The 17,618-nt window shown below is 67.7% G+C and carries 14 protein-coding genes; 4 read left to right on the top strand and 10 right to left on the bottom strand.

The window, feature by feature from the left end; translation table 11 throughout:
- Positions 1-63: 63 nt before the first annotated feature.
- Positions 64-645, bottom strand: coding sequence for a cupin domain-containing protein (locus LJ737_RS20420; protein ID WP_227768608.1), 582 nt, complete (start codon positions 643-645; stop codon positions 64-66).
- A gap of 277 nt (positions 646-922) precedes the next feature.
- On the opposite strand from LJ737_RS20420, the gene LJ737_RS20415 reads away from it, so the two are divergent.
- Positions 923-2,032: a mechanosensitive ion channel family protein gene (locus LJ737_RS20415; protein ID WP_227768607.1), complete on the top strand. Its 1,110-nt coding sequence runs from the start codon at positions 923-925 to the stop codon at positions 2,030-2,032.
- A 280-nt stretch (positions 2,033-2,312) separates the two neighbouring features.
- Here LJ737_RS20415 and LJ737_RS20410 read toward each other — a convergent pair whose 3' ends face one another.
- Entirely contained in the window at positions 2,313-3,053 is a 741-nt protein-coding gene (locus LJ737_RS20410; RefSeq protein ID WP_227768606.1) for an SDR family oxidoreductase, read from the bottom strand.
- Positions 3,054-3,236: 183 nt separating this feature from the next.
- Between LJ737_RS20410 and LJ737_RS20405 the strand changes: the two genes are divergently transcribed.
- On the top strand, positions 3,237-3,815 hold the full coding sequence (locus LJ737_RS20405) for a hypothetical protein (RefSeq protein ID WP_227768605.1): 579 nt from the start codon (positions 3,237-3,239) through the stop codon (positions 3,813-3,815).
- Between the two features lie 166 nt (positions 3,816-3,981).
- On the opposite strand, the gene LJ737_RS20400 is transcribed toward LJ737_RS20405, so the two are convergent.
- A complete protein-coding gene (locus LJ737_RS20400) occupies positions 3,982-4,485 on the bottom strand; it encodes a hypothetical protein (RefSeq protein ID WP_227768604.1) in 504 nt (167 codons plus the stop codon).
- Between the two features lie 465 nt (positions 4,486-4,950).
- On the opposite strand from LJ737_RS20400, the gene LJ737_RS20395 reads away from it, so the two are divergent.
- Positions 4,951-6,471 carry a malate:quinone oxidoreductase gene (locus LJ737_RS20395; protein WP_227768603.1) on the top strand — a complete coding sequence of 507 codons (1,521 nt, stop codon included), beginning with the start codon at positions 4,951-4,953 and terminating at the stop codon, positions 6,469-6,471.
- Positions 6,472-6,953: 482 nt separating this feature from the next.
- Here LJ737_RS20395 and ctlX read toward each other — a convergent pair whose 3' ends face one another.
- On the bottom strand, positions 6,954-7,874 hold the full coding sequence (gene ctlX, locus LJ737_RS20390) for a citrulline utilization hydrolase CtlX (protein ID WP_227768602.1): 921 nt from the start codon (positions 7,872-7,874) through the stop codon (positions 6,954-6,956).
- 121 nt (positions 7,875-7,995) lie between these two features.
- Here ctlX and LJ737_RS20385 point away from each other — a divergent pair, with 121 nt between their 5' ends.
- Positions 7,996-8,571, top strand: coding sequence for a GNAT family N-acetyltransferase (locus tag LJ737_RS20385; RefSeq protein WP_227768601.1), 576 nt, complete (start codon positions 7,996-7,998; stop codon positions 8,569-8,571).
- 6 nt (positions 8,572-8,577) lie between these two features.
- On the opposite strand, the gene LJ737_RS20380 is transcribed toward LJ737_RS20385, so the two are convergent.
- The 6 genes from LJ737_RS20380 to LJ737_RS20355 form a co-directional block, all read right to left on the bottom strand.
- Positions 8,578-9,327 (bottom strand): outer membrane beta-barrel protein, encoded by a 750-nt coding sequence (locus tag LJ737_RS20380; RefSeq protein ID WP_227768600.1) that lies wholly within the window; start codon positions 9,325-9,327, stop codon positions 8,578-8,580.
- A gap of 126 nt (positions 9,328-9,453) precedes the next feature.
- Positions 9,454-10,221 carry a MerR family transcriptional regulator gene (locus LJ737_RS20375; protein ID WP_227768599.1) on the bottom strand — a complete coding sequence of 256 codons (768 nt, stop codon included), beginning with the start codon at positions 10,219-10,221 and terminating at the stop codon, positions 9,454-9,456.
- 152 nt (positions 10,222-10,373) lie between these two features.
- Positions 10,374-11,441: a LamG-like jellyroll fold domain-containing protein gene (locus LJ737_RS20370; RefSeq protein WP_227768598.1), complete on the bottom strand. Its 1,068-nt coding sequence runs from the start codon at positions 11,439-11,441 to the stop codon at positions 10,374-10,376.
- Between the two features lie 237 nt (positions 11,442-11,678).
- Positions 11,679-14,612 (bottom strand): endo-beta-N-acetylglucosaminidase, encoded by a 2,934-nt coding sequence (locus LJ737_RS20365; RefSeq protein WP_227768597.1) that lies wholly within the window; start codon positions 14,610-14,612, stop codon positions 11,679-11,681.
- A gap of 179 nt (positions 14,613-14,791) precedes the next feature.
- Entirely contained in the window at positions 14,792-15,532 is a 741-nt protein-coding gene (locus LJ737_RS20360) for a hypothetical protein (RefSeq protein WP_227768596.1), read from the bottom strand.
- Between the two features lie 143 nt (positions 15,533-15,675).
- On the bottom strand, positions 15,676-17,618 hold a 1,943-nt coding region (locus LJ737_RS20355), incomplete at its 5' end, for an outer membrane protein assembly factor BamB family protein (protein WP_227768595.1).

Raw genomic sequence — 17,618 nt, 5'->3', positions numbered from 1 at the left:
GCGCCAGGCCCGCATTCCGTTGATTTTGGGCGCTACAACCTGAGCCACGGGGTCCTGCTGCGCCTACGCGCCCGCGGCCGCCACGGCTTCGGGCAGCGCCGGGCCGGTGCTGTACGTGGCTTTCAGCCCGATGAGGCGGGCCACCGGCCGCAGCAGGCCGAACACCAGGCGCTGCACCCAGCGCGGCGGGCGGGCCAGGCGAAATTCCCGGTCGTAGGCGGGCAGCAGCACCGAAGCCTGCAGCAGCCCCGGCGCCCCGCTGGCGCCGACCAGGCCGGCCTGCGCCAACGAAAACGTGGTTTCGAGCAACTCCTCGGTGCGCAGGGCGGGGCGGGTAACCCAGCGGGCGGTGGCGCGCTCCGCTTCCTCGTTCCACATCGAGTGCACCTGCCCGGGGCCGATGCGCAGTTGGTCGCCGGCGCGCAGGCGGCGCAGCTCCCCGTCGAGGCGCACCGTGAGCTGGCCCTGCAACACCTCAAACAGCTCTTCCTGAGCGGGGTGGCAGTGGGCCGGCGGCTCGGCGCCGCGCCCGCGCCAGCTCGACTGCAGCACCAACGCAGCGCCGCCGGTTTGCCGGGCCGTGGTCAAAAAATGCAGGCTTTGCCCCGTAAAGGGGTTTTCGATAGTTTGTCCCTGGTAAGCCATTGGGCAAGAAAGATGAGGGCCGCGGCGGCACGCAGCCCGGCACGGCAAGACGACACACAAGCGGTAGAGGGGGCAAAACGCGGCGCGGCCGGGTGGCCCGCCGGGTTCGGCACAAAGGTAGCGCCGGCGGCTAGCCTGCTGATTCACATAATGATGTGAGCATAATACACCGCCACCAACACCCGCACGAAGCGCCGCCGGATAACCTTTGCCGCGGGCCCGGGGTAGACGCAGCAGGCACCACCGGCGGTGCCGCCTCGCCCCTTGCTGCCCGCCTATGTCGTCGTCGGACCTCGGCCTGGACCTGCCTTACCAACTCTCGCTTGCCCTCGATACCGCGGCCGTGGTGCTCGGCGGCTTGGCCCTGGGCCTGCTGCTGAAATGGCTGCTGTTCGGGCTGCTGCGCACCTACAACCGCCGCCACGACGCGCCCCTGCTCACGCAGTCGGTGGTGCGGTGGCTGAGCGCGCCCAGCGCGTGGTTTTTGCCGGTGCTGGCGCTGTCGTTTATGCTGCCGCTGGCGCCGCTGGGCCCCAAGCCCTTCGAGGTGCTGCGGCGCATCGTGGAGGCCCTGCTCATCAGCACCTTTGCCTGGGGGCTGGTGCGCACCGTCAACGTGGTCGAGGACCTGGTGCAGCAGCACTACCGCCTGGGCGAGGCCGACAACCTACGGGTGCGCAAGCTCTTCACCCAGCTGCAGTTCGTGCGCAAGCTGGCCGTGTCGCTCATCATCTTCCTGGCCGTGGCGCTGATTCTGATGAGCTTCGCCACGGTGCGCAAAATCGGCACCGGGCTGCTCACCTCGGCCGGCATCGTGTCGGTTATCGTGGGCTTCGCGGCGCAGCGCTCCATCAGCAACCTGCTGGCCGGCTTCCAGATTGCCTTCACCCAACCCATTCGCCTCGACGACGTGCTGGTGGTGGAGGGCGAGTGGGGCCGCGTCGAGGAAATTACCTTCACCTACGTGGTGCTGCGCATCTGGGACGAGCGGCGCCTGGTGCTGCCGCTCAACTATTTCATCGAGAAGCCCTTCCAGAACTGGACGCGCACCACCTCGCAGTTGCTGGGCTCCGTGTTCATCCACGCCGATTACACCCTGCCCATCGAGGCGGTGCGCCGGGAGCTGGAGCGCGTGGTGGCCGCTCATCCGCTCTGGGACAAGCGCACGTGCGTGCTGCAGGTCACCGATTCCAAGGAGCGCACCCTGGAGCTGCGCATCCTGGTCAGCGCCGCCAATTCCAGCCACGCCTTCGACCTGCGCTGCGACGTGCGCGAACGGCTGGTCGGCTTCATTCAGCAGCACTACCCCGAGTGCCTGCCCCGCACGCGCACCGTCGTCGACGAGCCCCAGGCCGGGCTGGTGGCCGGCCCGGCCGCCGCGGAGTAAGGCTGGCGGCGCGGTGTGCGTTTTGGGAAGACCGGTTGGGGCTGATTGAAGTTGTTTTGGCCCTAATGCAAAGGACCTTACCACCGCAGAACGGCCATCGTTACAACGACTTGTTCTGGCGTGATAAGGTCCTTCGCGAGCTCAGGATGACAGACGTTTTTTGAACCGCCTGCCCAAACCGGCTCTTACGTCCTCTTCATTTCTGTGAAAGCTTTCAGTGTAGCTGTTCCGGCTGCGCGGCCGCCGCAACAAAGCCACACGGCCCGACTGGCGCTACTTGCTAGCTGAAGCGGGCGTTCATGGCTTCGGTGGCCGCGTCCAGCTCGCTGCGCGAGGCCAGGCGACGTTCCTCCGAGGTGCCGTAGCCGACTTCCAGCTCGCCGGCGGCCAGGCGCGCCAGCACCGAGTCGGCGAATTCGTCCACGGGCACGCCGAAGTTGTGCAGGCCCGTGCCGCCTAAGTCGGTGTTGACGGCCGGCGGCACGATTTCCAGCACCTGAATGCTGGTGGCGCGCAACTGGTGGCGCAGGGAAACGGTGAAGGAGTGCAGCGCCGCCTTGGTAGCGCCGTAGATCGGGGCAAACGTGGGCGGCGTGAAGGCCAGGCCCGAGGTGACGTTGATAATGGCCGCCGTGGCCTGCTGGCGCAGGTGCGGAATGAACAAGCCCGAGAGGTGCACCGGCGCGTCGAAGTTGATGGCAATTTCCTGCTGCCGCTCAAACCACTCCTCTTCGTCAGCCACCTGCAGGCGGCGCTGCACCCCGGCGTTGTTGATGAGCACGTTCAGCTGCGGAAACTGCGCGGTGGCCCAGTCGCGCAGGGCCACGCGCTCGGCGGGCGAAGCCAGGTCACACTCGCGGATCTGCAGGCCGGGCAGCTGGGCCTGGGCTTCGCGGAGCTTGTCGAGGCGGCGGCCGCACACGATGACGGTGCTGCCGGCCTGCACGAAGCGCTGGGCCAAGGCCAAGCCAATGCCCGAGGCGCCGCCGGTGATGAGAATGGTGTTGCCGGACAAGTTCATAGGCGCAGGGGAATAAGTGGAAGACGAAACGGCGGTAATACCGGCAAGCCGCCCGTTTGGTTAGCGCCCGGGCGAATATTTGTCGGCGCCTTGGCACCAATGCCGCCGCGCTTGCCGTTAGCCAGGCAGCTTTCCGGCCCGGTCTTCGTACCTTGCTCGAAGGTCCTTTTCACCCGCCGACCCATGCGCCTGCTCCTCCCCGCCGCCCTGCTTGTGCTGTCCGCCACCGCCGTTTCGGCCCAAACCGCCCCGCCGGCCGAGGCGCCGACGCCGGGCCTGCGCCCGGCCGCGCGCGTCAGCTACAGCCTGAACGCGGGCGCCATGTTTGCGGGCCGCTACGGCGCGGCCACCTACCTCAGCCCGCAGGCCAACTACCAGCTGACCAACCGCCTGCAGCTGTTCGGCGGCCTGACCTACCTGCGCGCGCTGCCCGGCGCCGCCTACCGCCCCAGCGCCGATGCGGGCCTGCGCCCCGGCGCCTGGGCGGGCACCAACCACTACCTGCTCTACGGCGGCGGCACCTACGCCCTGAGCCCGCGTCTCTCGCTCACGGGCAGCGCCTGGAAGGACCTCACGCCCCAAACGCCGGGCTACCTGGTAAATCCCTACGCGGGCTTCGGCGGCAACCTGGGCCAGGGCGTGAACCTGCGCGCCGATTACCACATCACCGAGCATTTTTCCGTGTCGGGCGGGGTGCGCGTGTCGCAGAGCGCCACGGCGCCGGGCTACGCGCCCGGCCTGGGTACGCCGCTGGGGTATTAGCCCACCCCAACGCGGGCTTGGCAGCGCCGACCTGCGGCTGAGCTGGCGCCCTGCGGGTTGCTTTTGGCTTCACAAATGGCCTCAGACGTGCCACGACAACCACCCTCCGGAACGACCAGTTACGAACAATATTCCCTAAACCCGGCCCGGCGGCCGGGTTTGTTGCTTACCGGCTGCCGAGGAGGCGGCGCGTCAGGCCGGCAACGGGCAGGCCGACCATCAGCACCAGAATCGTGAGGTTTAGGGCAATGCTGACCGGCGTGAGCGGCCGCGGTGGCACCCGCGACAGCGGCACCACCACCAGGTTCATCAGGGCCCAGACCACTGCGCCGTAGACCGCGCCGCTGAGCACCCAGTGCCGCCGCAGCGCGGGCCGGGTGCGGGCCAGCGCCACGAACAACGTGGCCCAGCTCAGCGCAATGAAGTAGTGCAGCCCCAGGCCTAGCAACCCCGCCGGCCAGCCGCCCTGGTACGCGGCCGGCCCCAGCAGCCCGCTGGCCACCGATTGCAGAATCTGCAGGGCGGTGGCCTTGCCGCGCAGCCCGCTGAAGACGATAATGGCGGCGAGAATGTCGAGGGTGCCGGCCACCAGCCCGGCCCTCAGGGCCGCTGGTACGAAGCTGGGCACCAGCCCACGACGGGCGGCGGGGACGAGTACGGGGGAGTTCATGGGCGGGAAAGGCCGTGCGTTGCTTAAATATAGTGGCCTCAAGATTCGGTTTCCCGATATCTTTGCCCGGCTGAGCCCTGCCCCTACCCGCGCCAAGACGACGGCCTCCCCTCCCACCGCCGCGTTGCTTTGTTGATTTTCCGCGCTCAGCCTTGGCGAAGTGTGCTTTTTACTCGACTTGCTGCCGTTCACCCGGCCCGGAGCATGCTCCGCCGGCCTGAATCGGCGTGTCTTCCTGCCGCCCCCGGCCTGCGCCGGGCTCCACTGCCAGCACGCGCCGCCCGGCCAGCCCGCGGCCTGAACCAGCGCTGATTCGGCGTCGGCACCCGGCCCGGTCGACCCCGGCGCCACCGCGAACCACTGCCGCCCGCGGTTGTCATGTGCCCCGGCCCGCCGGCCCGCTAACCTGGGCGGTAGCCACCTTTTTTTCGCTTTCCCGTACTGCCAAAGTCTTTTTCCGACTTTATGACTACACCCAATCCTTCGGTCGATACCGAGCTGCAGCCCGACGTCATCCTCATTGGGGCGGGCATCATGAGCGCCACCCTGGGCATGATGCTCAAGGAATTGCAGCCCGACCTGCGCATTGCCGTGGTGGAACGCCTCGACGTGGCCGCCGCCGAAAGCTCCGACGCCTGGAACAACGCCGGCACTGGCCACTCCGCGTTCTGCGAGCTGAACTACACCCCCGAGCGCCCCGACGGCAGCATCGACACGAGCAAAGCCATCAAAATTGCCGAGCAATTCGAGCAATCGAAGCAGTTCTGGACCTTCCTGGCCGAGCAATACCAGGTGAAGGAGCTCAGCCGCTTCATCAACCACGTGCCACACCTGAGCTTCGTGTGGGGCGAGGACAATGTGGAGTACCTGCGCAAACGCCACGCGGCTCTCACCCAGTCGCCGCTGTTCCAGGGCATGCAGTTCAGCACCGACAAGGCCGAACTGCAGCAGTGGATGCCGCTGGTGATGGAAGGCCGCGACCCCAGCCAGCCGGTGGCCGCCACCCGCATGGACCTGGGCACCGACGTGAACTTCGGCTCCCTCACCCGGGGCATGTTCAACCTGCTGCAGCAAAAGCCGGGCGTGTCGTTCTACTTCAACCACGAGGTGGAGAAAATCAAGCGCAAGGAGGACGGCCGCTGGCTAGTACGCGCCGAAGAGCGAGCCACGGGCCAGAAGCTGAAAGTCAAAGCGCCCTTCGTGTTCATCGGCGCGGGCGGCGGCTCCCTGCCCCTGCTCATTGCCTCGGGTATACCCGAGGGCCAGGGCTTCGGCGGCTTCCCCGTCAGCGGGCAATGGCTCAAGTGCCTGAACCCCGACGTCATTGCCCGCCACGACGCCAAGGTGTACGGCAAGGCCTCGGTCGGCTCGCCGCCCATGTCGGTGCCCCACCTCGATTCGCGCGTCATCAACGGCAAGAAGGAATTGCTGTTCGGGCCTTATGCGGGCTTCAGCACCAAATTCCTGAAAAAGGGCTCCTTCCTCGACCTGCCGCTGAGCATCAAGCTCAGCAACATGCGCCCGATGATTATTGCGGGCCTCAAAAACATTCCGCTCACCCGTTACCTCATCAACCAGGTGCGGCAGTCGCCGGAAGACCGGCTGGCGGCCCTGCGCGAATACCTGCCCGCAGCCCGCGCCGAGGACTGGGAGCTGGAACTGGCCGGGCAGCGCGTGCAGGTCATCAAAAAGGACAAGAAGGAAGGCGGCGTGCTCGAGTTCGGCACCGAGGTCGTCAGCGCCGCCGACGGCTCCATTGCGGCCCTGCTGGGCGCTTCGCCGGGCGCTTCCACGGCCGTGAGCATCATGCTGGGCCTGATTCAGAAGTGCTTTCCGCAGCAGTCGGCCACGCCGGCCTGGCAGGCCAAATTCCGGCAGATGATTCCCTCCTTCGGCAAGTCGCTCAACGACGACCCGCAGCTGGTGGAGGACATCCGCACCCACACCGGGGAGGTGCTGGGGCTGAATGCTTCCGTGAGCAGCTAGGCCGCTTGGTATTCGCTTCTGCGCAGCACGCCCGGGTACGCCCCGGGCGTGCTTTTTTGCGGGGCGTTGCCGCCCGGCGTCCTCGCCCACGCCGCCGCCGGCAAACAAGTAGCGCGGTGGCGGGGTTGATGGTCAGAATGATAACGTTTTGGTAACGCCCGGAAGTAGCCGTGCGGCCCGTGTTTCCCGTTCTAGCAATACTGCCCGCCGCCGGCCTCACCGCCGCCGCAGCGCCCCCGACGGTCAGCTTCCGGCTTTTCTTGCGGCGACTCCCAACCCCTTACCCTCATGCTTTCGCACGGCCAATACAACCGGGCAGTTCGCCGCAACAACGTGGTGGTGTACCTGCTCATGGGCCTGGCTGCGGCCAGCGCCCTGTTCTTCTCCATGTAAGCCCCAATCTTGGCCCGCGGCCCCGGCTGCGCGGCAATGCCAACCCGCCCGGCTCACCAGCCGGGCGGGTTTTTTTGCGTCCTTGTGGCTCAGGCCAGCGGCAGCCACACCTCCGCCAGCATGCAACGCGCGCTGCCGCCCCCGAGTGTTTCGATGGTGGGAATGCGCAAGGGCAGTAGCGTGCAGTGCCGCGCCAGCTGCGCGTGCTGCGCCGGCATCAGCGCGTCGTGGGCGCTTTGCGACAGCACCATCACCGGCCGCCCCTCGGCGGGCTGCAGGGCGAGCATGTTGCCGGCAAAGCACGCCACCTGCGCCGGGGTAATGTCCAGAATGCTGCGGCCGCCGGCTTCGAGCGCGGCCACCACGGCCGCCCGCTCCGCCGCCTCGCGCAGGCTGGCTAGGCACACGACGGCCACGCCCGGGGCCAGGCACATCATCACGTTGGTGTGGTAAATGGCCTGGCCCTGCGCGTCGACGGCGTGAAAGGCCACGGGACGGTAGCCGAGCAAGGCGCACACTTCGGCGAACAGCCCGGCGTCGGTGCGGGGCGAGAGGGCGGCGTAGGCCACGCGCTGCTCGTGGTCGAAGATGATGCTGCCGGTGCCTTCCAGGTAGCGGCCGGCGGCCTCGTGGTGCGAGAGGTCGATGATGTCGCGCAGCTGAAACCGCCGGCCCAACGCGGCCAGGATGTCGGGGCGGCGCTCGGCGCGGCGGCTGGGGGCGCACATGGGGTAGAGCAGCGCGCGGCCGTCGGCGTGCAGGCTCAGCCAGTTGTTGGGAAACACCGCGTCGGGTTTGGCCGGCGCGGCCGTGTCGTCGAACACCAGCACCTCGATGCCGCCGGCCCGCAGCGCGGCCACGGCGGCGTCGAACTCGGCCAGGGCCTGCCGCTGGGCCGCGCCCGCGTCGAGGCCGGTCAGCGTCTGTTGAAAATGGTTGGTCAGGGCCGTTTCGGCGTTGTAGCCGAAGCGGGCAGGGCGAACGAGCAGGACGGTGTGGGCAGCTTGCATGCGGCAAAGTAACGCCGTGGCGCCCGGGCGCCGGCCCGGCCGGCTGCGTTCCTGCTCCGAACACCGGCCGCAGCTTGCCGTAGGCACAGGTAGTACCTTTGGCGCTTTGCTCTCCTTTCCTATGATTCGCCTAGAACGCTTCACCCCGGCCGATTTCAACCAGCTCATCGAGTGGATCAACAGCGAGCGGCTGATGCAGGAGTGGTCCGGCTCCCTGTTTTCCTACCCGCTGACGCAAGAAAGCCTGGCCTGGTACATCGAAGGCGCCAACGACCTGCAGAACCCCGACGTGTTTGTCTACAAAGCCGTCGACAGCAAGACCGGCGAGGCCGTGGGCCACATTTCCCTGGGCAGCATCAGCCAGCGCGACCGGTCGGCGCGAGTGACGCGGGTGCTGGTGGGCAGCGAGTGCGCCCGCGGCAAGGGCGTGTGCCGGCGCATGGTGCAGGCCCTGCTGCGCATCGGCTTCGAGGAGCTGCAGCTGCACCGCATCAGCCTCGGCGTGTACGACTTCAACGAAGCGGCCCTCAAATGCTACCTGAAAGCGGGCTTCAAGCAGGAAGGCGTGCTGCGCGACGTGGTGCGCCACGGCGACGCCTACTGGAGCTTGGTGGAAATGGGCATTCTGGAAGACGAGTGGCGGGAGCAGCAGGCCGCCCGGGCCGCCGACAAAGCGCCCGATGCCTCGGCCGGCTAACGGCGGCTACCGCCGGCCGAGCGCGTAGCTCACGCCCAGGCTCAGCGCGTGCTGGCGCAGGTGGCGGCGCACCAGCAGCCCCGCCCGCTGCTCGGTATCGGTCAGCTCCGTTACGGCAGGCAGCACGCTCAGTTCCAGCGCCGCGACCGGGGTCAATTCGTACTGTACGCCCAGCAGCAGGCGCCAATTCAGGGTACGCAGGTTGGTATCCGTCGTCTTGATATCCAACGGGGTAGCCACTACCTGCCCGTTGACCAAGGGGGGCTCTTGCCCGCCGGTAATGCGTACCTGCCGGCCCAGCGGCACTGCGGGGGACGCCCCGGCCCGCAGCTGCCAGGCCCGGCCGGCGCGGTAGCTCACGTACACGGGCAGCGCCAGCTTGGGCAGGCGGTAGCGGTAGGTGCGCGGGTCGTCGTTGTGGTTTAGCTCGTTCGGCAGGGGCAGCGTCCGCCGCTCCAGCCGGAGCGGCTCGTGGCAGGCCAGCAGTTCGGCGCCCAGCCCCCAGTGCGTGGCCGATTGCCAGTGGGCCGCCAGCCCCGCGCTGCCGCCCGGCTGCAGCACCGCCTTGTAAGCGTACGGATCAGCCAGGTCGAACACCGGGTACGGGCTGGTGCTCGGGTAGAACACGCGGGGAGCTAGTTCGGAGGTGGTAGCTACCGTAACGCCTGCCCCAACCTTAAGGCGCCAGCGCAGGGTTTGGGCCGAGGCCGCCTGCGCGGCGGCGAGCAGCCCGGCGAGAAGGATAATTCTCTTCATCGATAATGGCAGATAACTACTGCGGCCGGCCGCCGTGGCGGGCCGCAGATTGCGAAATATAGCTGGTCAAAGCGCCACCGACGGCGTGCCCACTACGGCCGGTTGGCGGTGGCGGCGCGGGGCTGCCTACGCAGCCAGCTGCTGGTCTACGAAATAGCGCATGGCCTCGCTGAGCAGGGCGGCGTAGGCCGGCTGCCCGGCCGTGTAGCGCGGGTCGTCGAGGTAGAGCTGAGCCAAGCCACGGTAAGTGGGCAGGCGCTGCTCGGCCGGCACGGCGGGGCCCCAGAACCCGACGATGTTGGCGAAGTGCCGAGCCACCAGCGCCTGCACGACCGGGCCGCGGGGGTCGGCCTGGGCGTGGGCCGCCAGCAGGCGGTTCAGGTCTTTCTGCTCGGCAATGAGCGCGTCGAAGCCCGGCCGGCCCAGCTCGCGCAGGTGTCGGTCTGAGGCCTCGACGGTGGCGGCGCCATACTTGGCCACGACTTCGCGGCGGTAGGCTTCGGCCTCGTCTTTGGGGAAGCCGGCGTAAAGTTCTTCGTTGGTGAGCATGGCGGGGGGGCCGTTGAGGTGGGAAAGCGTGCGGTCAATCGTGCTCAGCAGCACCGTGAGCCGGTCGCGGCGGGCCTGCAGGGCGCGGCGCTGCCCGCGCAGCGCCTGCCCGAGGTCGTAGTCCGGGTCTTCGAGGATGCGGCGGATATCGGCCAGCGAGAAATCCAGCTCCTTGTAGAACAGGATCTGCTGCAGTCGCAGCAGCTCGGCCGGGCCGTAGTGCCGGTAGCGGGCCTCGGTGCGGCCGGCGGGCCGCAGCAGCCCCAGCCGGTCGTAGTGGTGCAGCGTGCGCACGCTGACCCCGGCCAGGGTGGCTAGTTGTCGACAGCTGAGGGCGTTGGGCATGAGCGGACGAGTTGACGCAGCGAAGGTAGACCCTGACATAAGGGCCGAGTCAAGACGCCGAAGCACATTTTTTTGAGGCAGGCCCGTAACGCACGCGGCCCCGCCAGAAGCTGACGGGGCCGCGTGGTAGCCGAGGCCGCAGTGGGGGCCGTTTACTGCTTCAGCAGCTTGGCGCTGGCCGAACCGGCGGGCGTGCTCACGCGCACCACGTAGAGGCCGGCGGCGGTGGGCAGGTTCAGGGAGCTGCGCTGGGCCTCGGCGGTGGGCTTCAGCTGTTGCCGCGACACCACGGCGCCGAGGGTGTTGAGCACCTCCACCACGGTTGGCTGGGCCTGCGCCCCGCGGATTTCCAGCTCGGCCTGGCTGCCGCTGGCCGGGTTGCCGAGCACCTGCACCTGCAGGCCCGAAGCGTCGGCGGCCGGGCGGGCGGCCGTGGTGGCGCAGGAAGCGGGCACGGTGGTCGACCACATGGTGGTGGTGGTGCCCACCAGCGTACCGGTGTGCGCGTGCGAGGTGGCGTCGGCGGCGGTGGCGCCGCTGCCTTCGTTCAGCTTCCAGTTGGCTTCCAGGCCGGTGGCCGTGGCGCTAACCGAGCAGGGGCTGGCCAGCAGCTCGGCGGCCGAGAGGGCGCGCGTCCACACCCGCACCTCGTCGAGGGCGCCGTTGAGCACGCGCAGGTTTTCGTAGTTGCGGCCGAGGTAGAACACGCCCGTGCCCGCCACCGGCAGCGTGGCCGAGCTCGGGGCGTTCAGCGTGTTGTCGAGCACCCCGTTGACGTAGATGCGCATGTTCGTTCCGTCGTAGGTGCCCGCAATGTGGTACCAGGTATTGGTGTTGAACGTGGCCACCGAAGTCACCTTCTGCTGGGCCGTGCCGATGGTCAGCACAAACTGCAGCTTGTTGGCGGCAATGCCGGCGTCGCCGAAGCGGAGCATGGCCGCGTTGTTGCCGTCTTCCACGCCCGCCACGCTGGAGATAAACGGCGAAGTGGTCTTAAATGCGGTGACCTTCACCCAGGCCTCGATGGTCAGCGGGCCGTTCAGGGTGATGGAGTTGGCCTGCACGTAGGTCGACGAACCGTTCAGCGTCAGGGCAGCGGGCGTTTGGGCAGCCGCGCCCAGGCTAAGGCCCAACAAACCAGCCAGCAGCGCTCCTGTGACAGCCCGGCGGGTGGTGCCGGCAAAGGAAGTGGCCACAAGAGAAGAGTACACGTGTTGCATGAATGAAACGGGGTTGATGAAAAGAAGGGGTGGTAAAAAAATGTTGGCCTTAATGTACACGCTTAGCCTATTCGCCGCACCCATTGCAGGGCAAAAAGAGCATGAATTTTATTTTTACCCCCTGCTTTTCAGCCCACCTCCACTCATTTTCCCATCTTACACAGTTCAACCGCCAAAAGCCCGCCGGTTGTGCACCAGCGGGCTTGGGGTAGGGCTCATAAACGTGGTAGCGGACGGCTACTGTTTCAGCAACTTCGTGGCGGCCGTGGCGCCGGCGGTGCGCACGCGCACCACGTACACGCCGGCGGCCTCGGGCACCGTCAGGGCCACGCGCTGGGTGGCGCCGGCGGCCGGGCTCACGCGGAACGTGCGCACCACCGCGCCCAGGGAGTTGACGAGTTCCACCACCGCGGCTTGCCCCTGCGCCCCGCGGATTTCCAGCTCGGCCTGATTGCCGCTGGCCGGGTTGCCGAGCACCTGCACCTGCAGCCCCGACGCGTTGCGCGGGCTGGCCGTGGCCGTTACGCCGGCGCACTGGGTGGGCACGGTGTTGGTCCAGTCGCTGAGCACCATGCCGGTAAGCGTGCCGGTGTGGCCGTGGCCGCTCACGTCGTTGGCCACCGCGCCAGTGGCTTCGTTGCAGGGCCAGTAGGCTTCGAGGCCGGGGGCGCTGCTGCTCACCTGGCAGGCGTTGGCGGCCACTTCGGCGGCCGAGAGGGCGCGCTTCCATACCCGCAGCTCGTCCAAGGAGCCGTCGAGGCAGCGCGAGTTAGCGTAGTTGCGGCCGAGCACGAAGGCTGCATTCGAGGTGATGGAAGCCGGCGCCGCACCCGACGCATCCAGCACCCCGTTGAGGTAGATTTTCATCGTTGCCCCGTCGTACACACCGGCAATGTGGTACCAAGTGTTGGCCGCCAGGGCGGTGGCGGATGCCAGGTTGGTGCCGTTCAGCACGAACTGCACCCGGTTGGCTGCCAAGCCGGCGTCGCCCAGGCGCAGCATGGCCGCGCTGCCGCCGTCCTCGGTGCCCATCAGGCTGGAAATGTAGGGTGCGCCGGTCTTAAAGGCGTTGACTTTCACCCAGCACTCCAGGCTCAGAGCCGAGCCGCTGAGGTTGATGGTGCCCGCGTCGACGAACTTGCCCACTCCGTCGTAGAGCAGGGCGGTGTTGCCGCCGGGCGTGGCGGCGGGCACCACGGTCACGTAGTCGGTGCGGGTGAGCGAGTCGCGGGTGGCGCCGCTTTCGGCGCGCAGCTTCACTGAGTAGGTGCCGGGCGCGGCGTAGCTCACCACCGGGTGAATGGCGGTGCTGCTGGCGGGCGTGGCGCCCGGCAGCGTCCAGCGGTAGGCTGTGGCGTTGGTGGAAGAGTTGGCAAAGGTCACCGGCTCTCCGGTTACCACCCGGGTGGCGCTGGCGGCAAAGCCGGCCACCGGGCGCGTCACCAGCGTGCCGTTGTAGAGGCTGAACTTGCCCAGGTTCAGGCGGTAAGCGGGTACGGCGGCCGTAGCCGTGGCCTGCACCCCGATGATGGCCAGCTCGCGCCCGGCGTAAGCCGCCAGCGGGAAGGTGCGAGTGGTCCACTGCGCGGTGCTGGCCGTGCCCAGGCTCAGGGCCACCGGGGCGGCGAGGTTGTCGCTGAAGTAGAGCAGCAGGTTGGTGTTGGTGGCCCCGGCGGCGCCGGCCTTGTAAGTCAGCTCGAAGCTGGTGGTGGCGGTGATGGGCAGCTTGGTTTGGTACAGCTTCACGGTGGCCTCGTCGCTGCCGCTCAGGCTGCCGGCCAGCTTCAGGGAGTTGCCCCCGTAGTAAGCGTCGTCGAAGTCGAAGCCCACGGTGACCGGTGCGGCGCCGGTTTTGGCCCACTGCCACGAGGGCAGCAGGCTTTGCTTGCCCATGTCGGTCCACTCGCGCTGCACCACGGCGCCGTTGTTGGCGAAAATCTTGCCCTGCCCCACCGAGAAGTTGGTTTCGAAAGGCAGGGTGTTGATGACGCTGCGCACCGGCAGGTAGTAGCCCAGGCCCTTCCAGCCGCTGGCGTCGGCGGTGGTCACGTCGTAGTCGTCGCCGGCGAAGATGCGCTGCTCGGTGCGGTAGAAGTTGGCGTAGTCGCTCGGGGTATTGTTGAAGTTGTTGAAGCCGCCGTTGTAGGTCAGGTTGGTGGCAAACAGGCCCAGCGACACCTTCGGCTGGGTCAGGTCGCCGTTGGTGAAGTAGTTGTCGAGCCAGGTGGTGCGCGCAAACAGGCCCTGCGGGTTGCGCCCGGGCCAGATGTCGGCGCCCATGTACACGTCGAAGGGGCTGCGGCCGAGGGCATTGGCCGTCGTCACCGAGGTGTTGATGTTGGTGGCGCCCGACCAGAAGTAGTTCGTGAACATGGCGTCGCTCACGCGCGCGGTGCCGTCCTGCAGCATGGCCGCGTTATTGGCGTTCAGCGCGTTCTGGTAGCTGAGCACCCCGTTGGGGCGCATGGCGTCGTACCAGTGAATTTCCATGCCGGCGGGCTTGATGGCCTGCAGTTGCTGCAGCAGGGCGCGCAACTCCAGGGCCGTGGCGGCCGGCACGGTGTTTTCCTGGTTGAAAAACCAGCCGTCGAAACCGTAGTAGTTGGCCATGGCTACCAGCTTCTGCGCCCCGAGGTAGTTGCCGCTAGCGTCTTTCTGGATGAGGGCGGCCACGTCGGCGGCGTTGGTAAACACCGTGCCGATAACTTTCACCCCGTTGCGGTGGGCGGTTTCCACCCAGGGCCGCGTCGGAATGCCCACCGTCCCGTCAAACCAAGTCAGCACGTCGATGTACTGCCAATGGGTGAAGTTGTAGAGGTTGAAGTGATTCTGCTCGTTCAGGTAGCCGGCGAAGTTGGCCATGCCGTCGGGGATGTAGTTCACCTTCTGGCTGAAGCTCTGCGCGGGGTTGAGCTGGGCGGGCAGTGAGTTTTGACGCGGCACCAGCGGCACCTGGCTCACGTTGGCCGGCACGGCCGTGGGGCCGGTGGGCGTCCAGGCCATAAACTGGGCCATGGTCAGCTTGGTGTACTGCGCGGCCGGCTCGATCTGGGCCTCGGCCCGGGGGGCGCCCAGCAGCAGGCAGCCGGTGAGCAGGGCGGCGGCGCGGCGGCGCCAGGCGCGGCCGGTAGTGGGTGCTACCAGCCGGGTAAACGGGTAAAGTTGCTTCATCAAACGGAGGCTGATTGAAAAAAGGGGTGTACAACTTATTTGCCGCCAATGTACTGGCTGGCCCCGCTGCTTGCACTGCCCTTCGCCCAAAAAAGCTACGTACCGCGTTTGTTCCCCCCTTTTTGCACAAGCCTCGGCTACTCTCGCCCTCGTAAGTGGCTCGTACCCTGCCGGCGTGCCTACTTTCGCACCGTGGCCCCGCGCACCGCCAGTGGCTGCTGCAGCAGCCAGGCCCGCAGCAGCCGGTCGTCGGCCGACACCTTGCCCACCACCCGGTACTCCGACGCCAAGGCCTCGGCGGCGTCGGCAGCTTCGCGCACCACGGTGGCCGGGCCCAGGTACGAGGAATGCACCATTTGCACGCTGCCGTTGTCGTGCACGCGCAGAAAGCCCGCGTGGAAATCGAGCCCGAGCACGTAGAGGCCAGGCCCCAGCCCTTGTACCTGCCGCACGAACTCGCGCTGGTCCAGCCCGCGGTACCGGTGGATGTGGCCTTCATCGGTGAGGTTCTTGATGATGACCTCCGAGGCCTGCTTGGCCAGCAGGCTGCGCTGCAGGCGCAGGCCCGCGTCGTGCAGGGTGGTCGTCACGAAGTAGCCGCAGGCAATGGTGCCGCGCTGGGGCGCCCAGCTCTGCCCGTAAAATGCCCAGGGCGTGCCTTCCCAGGCCGGAAAGATGGCGCTGTCGAGGGAGGTAAGGAACAACTCCCGCGCCCGCTGCAGGCACTGGGCGCGCTCGGGTGCCGCGGCGGCGCGGCGGTACTCGGCGGCCAGCCGGGCGCGGCGCGCGGCAAAGGAGCGCAGCGTGGCCTGGTACGCCGGCGCGGAAAAAGCGGCGGGGGCTTTCGGCGCCGCGGGCTGGGCCGCGCAGCTGCGCAGGCCGGCCATCAGCAGAATAATGGATAAGAAACCGGTGCTCATAACGCCAACTGCCAGTGCCGCCGGCCTATCCCGCGGCAGCAGCACAACTGCTGGCCGCCAGGTTTTAGTATGGCCGGCGTGGCGTCAGTAGCCGCCGCGGCCCTGCAGCCCCGGCGGCAGTTCAAGTGCCGCCGGCCCGGGCGCTAGATTTTGTACGCCCGCACCGAATCCACGTCGAACAAGTACACCACGCTGTCGACAGGGTCGAAAATGTAGTCGGGGGTGCGGTTTTCCACTTCTACCTGCCCTTCCACCTTGCCGGTAGCCTTGTTGATCTTGAGCAGCTTGAAGCGGCCGACTTCGTCTTTGTCGGCCTTGGTCAGCACGATGTGGTGCTGCAGCTCGGTGTGAAAAGTGCGCGGCCCGCTGTACACGGCTTCGCTGCTGCCGGCCTCAAACGCGTGCTGGGCCGCCACCCACGACTGCTTCGCGGCCGAGGCTTTGGCCTTGGCGGCGGCATCGGCCACCTGCGCGGCCGCGTGCCCGGCAATGGCGCCGGCTACCACCACCGGCGGCGTGAAATAGTGGTTGTAGACGATGCGCCCGCTGAAATCCACCTTGGTTACCGACTGCGCCGTAACCACCGCCAGCCCGTCGGGCAGCAGCTCCAGTTGCGGAGCCTCGTTGTCCAGCAGCTTCAGCGGCAGCTTGTCCTTAAGCAGCAGGGTTTCTTCGCCTTTTTTCAAGTTCACGCGGCCCAGGTAGCCGTTGGCCCAGAAGTACGTGTCGTCGCCGGCCTTGTGCTTCACGCGCCCGGCCGGGTCGTAATAGCGGGTTTTGCCGGTGGCCGCGTAGGTCTGCGGATTAAAGTACTCCACCCCGCCGGCGCTGAGCAGCCCGATGCCCTGGTCATTGGCAAACAGCTGCACGTTGTCGAGGCTGGTCTTGAAGGTTTTATCAGCCTTGAGCTTGAGCGTGGCCAGGTCCACCAATTTCACTGCTGAGCCGCCTACCACGAACAGGTCGTTGCCGTGGGGCTGCAGAGCCCCGGCGTTGCTGATGTCGAGCGTGGCGGCGCGCACTTCCTGGCAGCTGCGCTTGTCGTACACGGCCAGCAGCAGGTCCTTGTCCTTTTTGCCCGACTTGCCCACGACCAGCTGCTCGGCGCCGGCTTCGCGGTAGAGCACGAAGGCCCCGGGCAGCTCCCGCTCCCCGGTCAGCTGCCCGGTGCGGATGTTCACCCCGCTCAGGTAGCCATCCTTGAGCACGCACACCTGCCCGGGCGTACCCGTCTCAAGCACGTCGAAGGTGGGTTCGGTGGGCGGCAGCAGCTCATCGACCTTGGCCGAACGCTTGAGCGGCAGGTGGTAGAGCAGCTTGCCGGCGGCCGGGTCCAGCGCCGTCACGCCCGCCCCCGATACCACGCACACCTTGCCCTCGGGCAGGGGCAGAATGCGGGCGGCGCGGGCCCAACCGGGTGCCACCGGCAGCTCGTGCAGGCGCGTGCCGGTCGCTTTGTCGAGCAGCAGGGCCCGGGTGCCCGCATCGGTGGCCTCCCACACCACCAGGTTGGCCGCGTCCACGATGCGGTTTTCCACCTGCCGGGCGGCCGGTGGGCTGTAGATGGCCTTGCCGGTTTCCGAGTTCAGGATGTAGGACTGCCGGTACTCGTTGTTGGCCGAGGCCGCCACCACCTCAATCAGCGGGCCGTTGCCAATTAGGTGCGCCGACTTGGTGCGCTCCACCTTGGTCAGCCATAGCTGCTTACCGGTGTTCTTGGCCAGACTCATCACGAAATTGGCCTTCAGGATGAGGATGTTGCCGTCGGCGTTGATGTACTTCACTGGGGCCGGGCCGTTGCCGAGCTTGGCCCACACCTGCTGCCCCGCCGTCACCTCGGCGGCCGGCTCGCGCCGCGGCCGGGCCGGCACCACCGGCGCAGCCGCCACCTCGACGGGGCGCGTGGGGGCCGGGTCGTGCTCGGGTGCTGCGGTGGCTTCGTTGGGCTCGGATGCTTGAACGGCCACCGCAGCGGGCGAGTCCGTTGCAGTGGCCGTTGCGGGGGCCGGGGCATTGGCCCCTCCGGGCGGCGCCACGGCCGCGGCGTCGGGAGCGGCCGGCGCGGCCGCGGGGGCTGGAGCTGGGC

Source organism: Hymenobacter sp. 15J16-1T3B (genome assembly GCF_020711235.1).
Taxonomy (GTDB): Bacteria; Bacteroidota; Bacteroidia; order Cytophagales; family Hymenobacteraceae; genus Solirubrum.
This window is presented reverse-complemented; position numbering and strand designations above follow the sequence as displayed.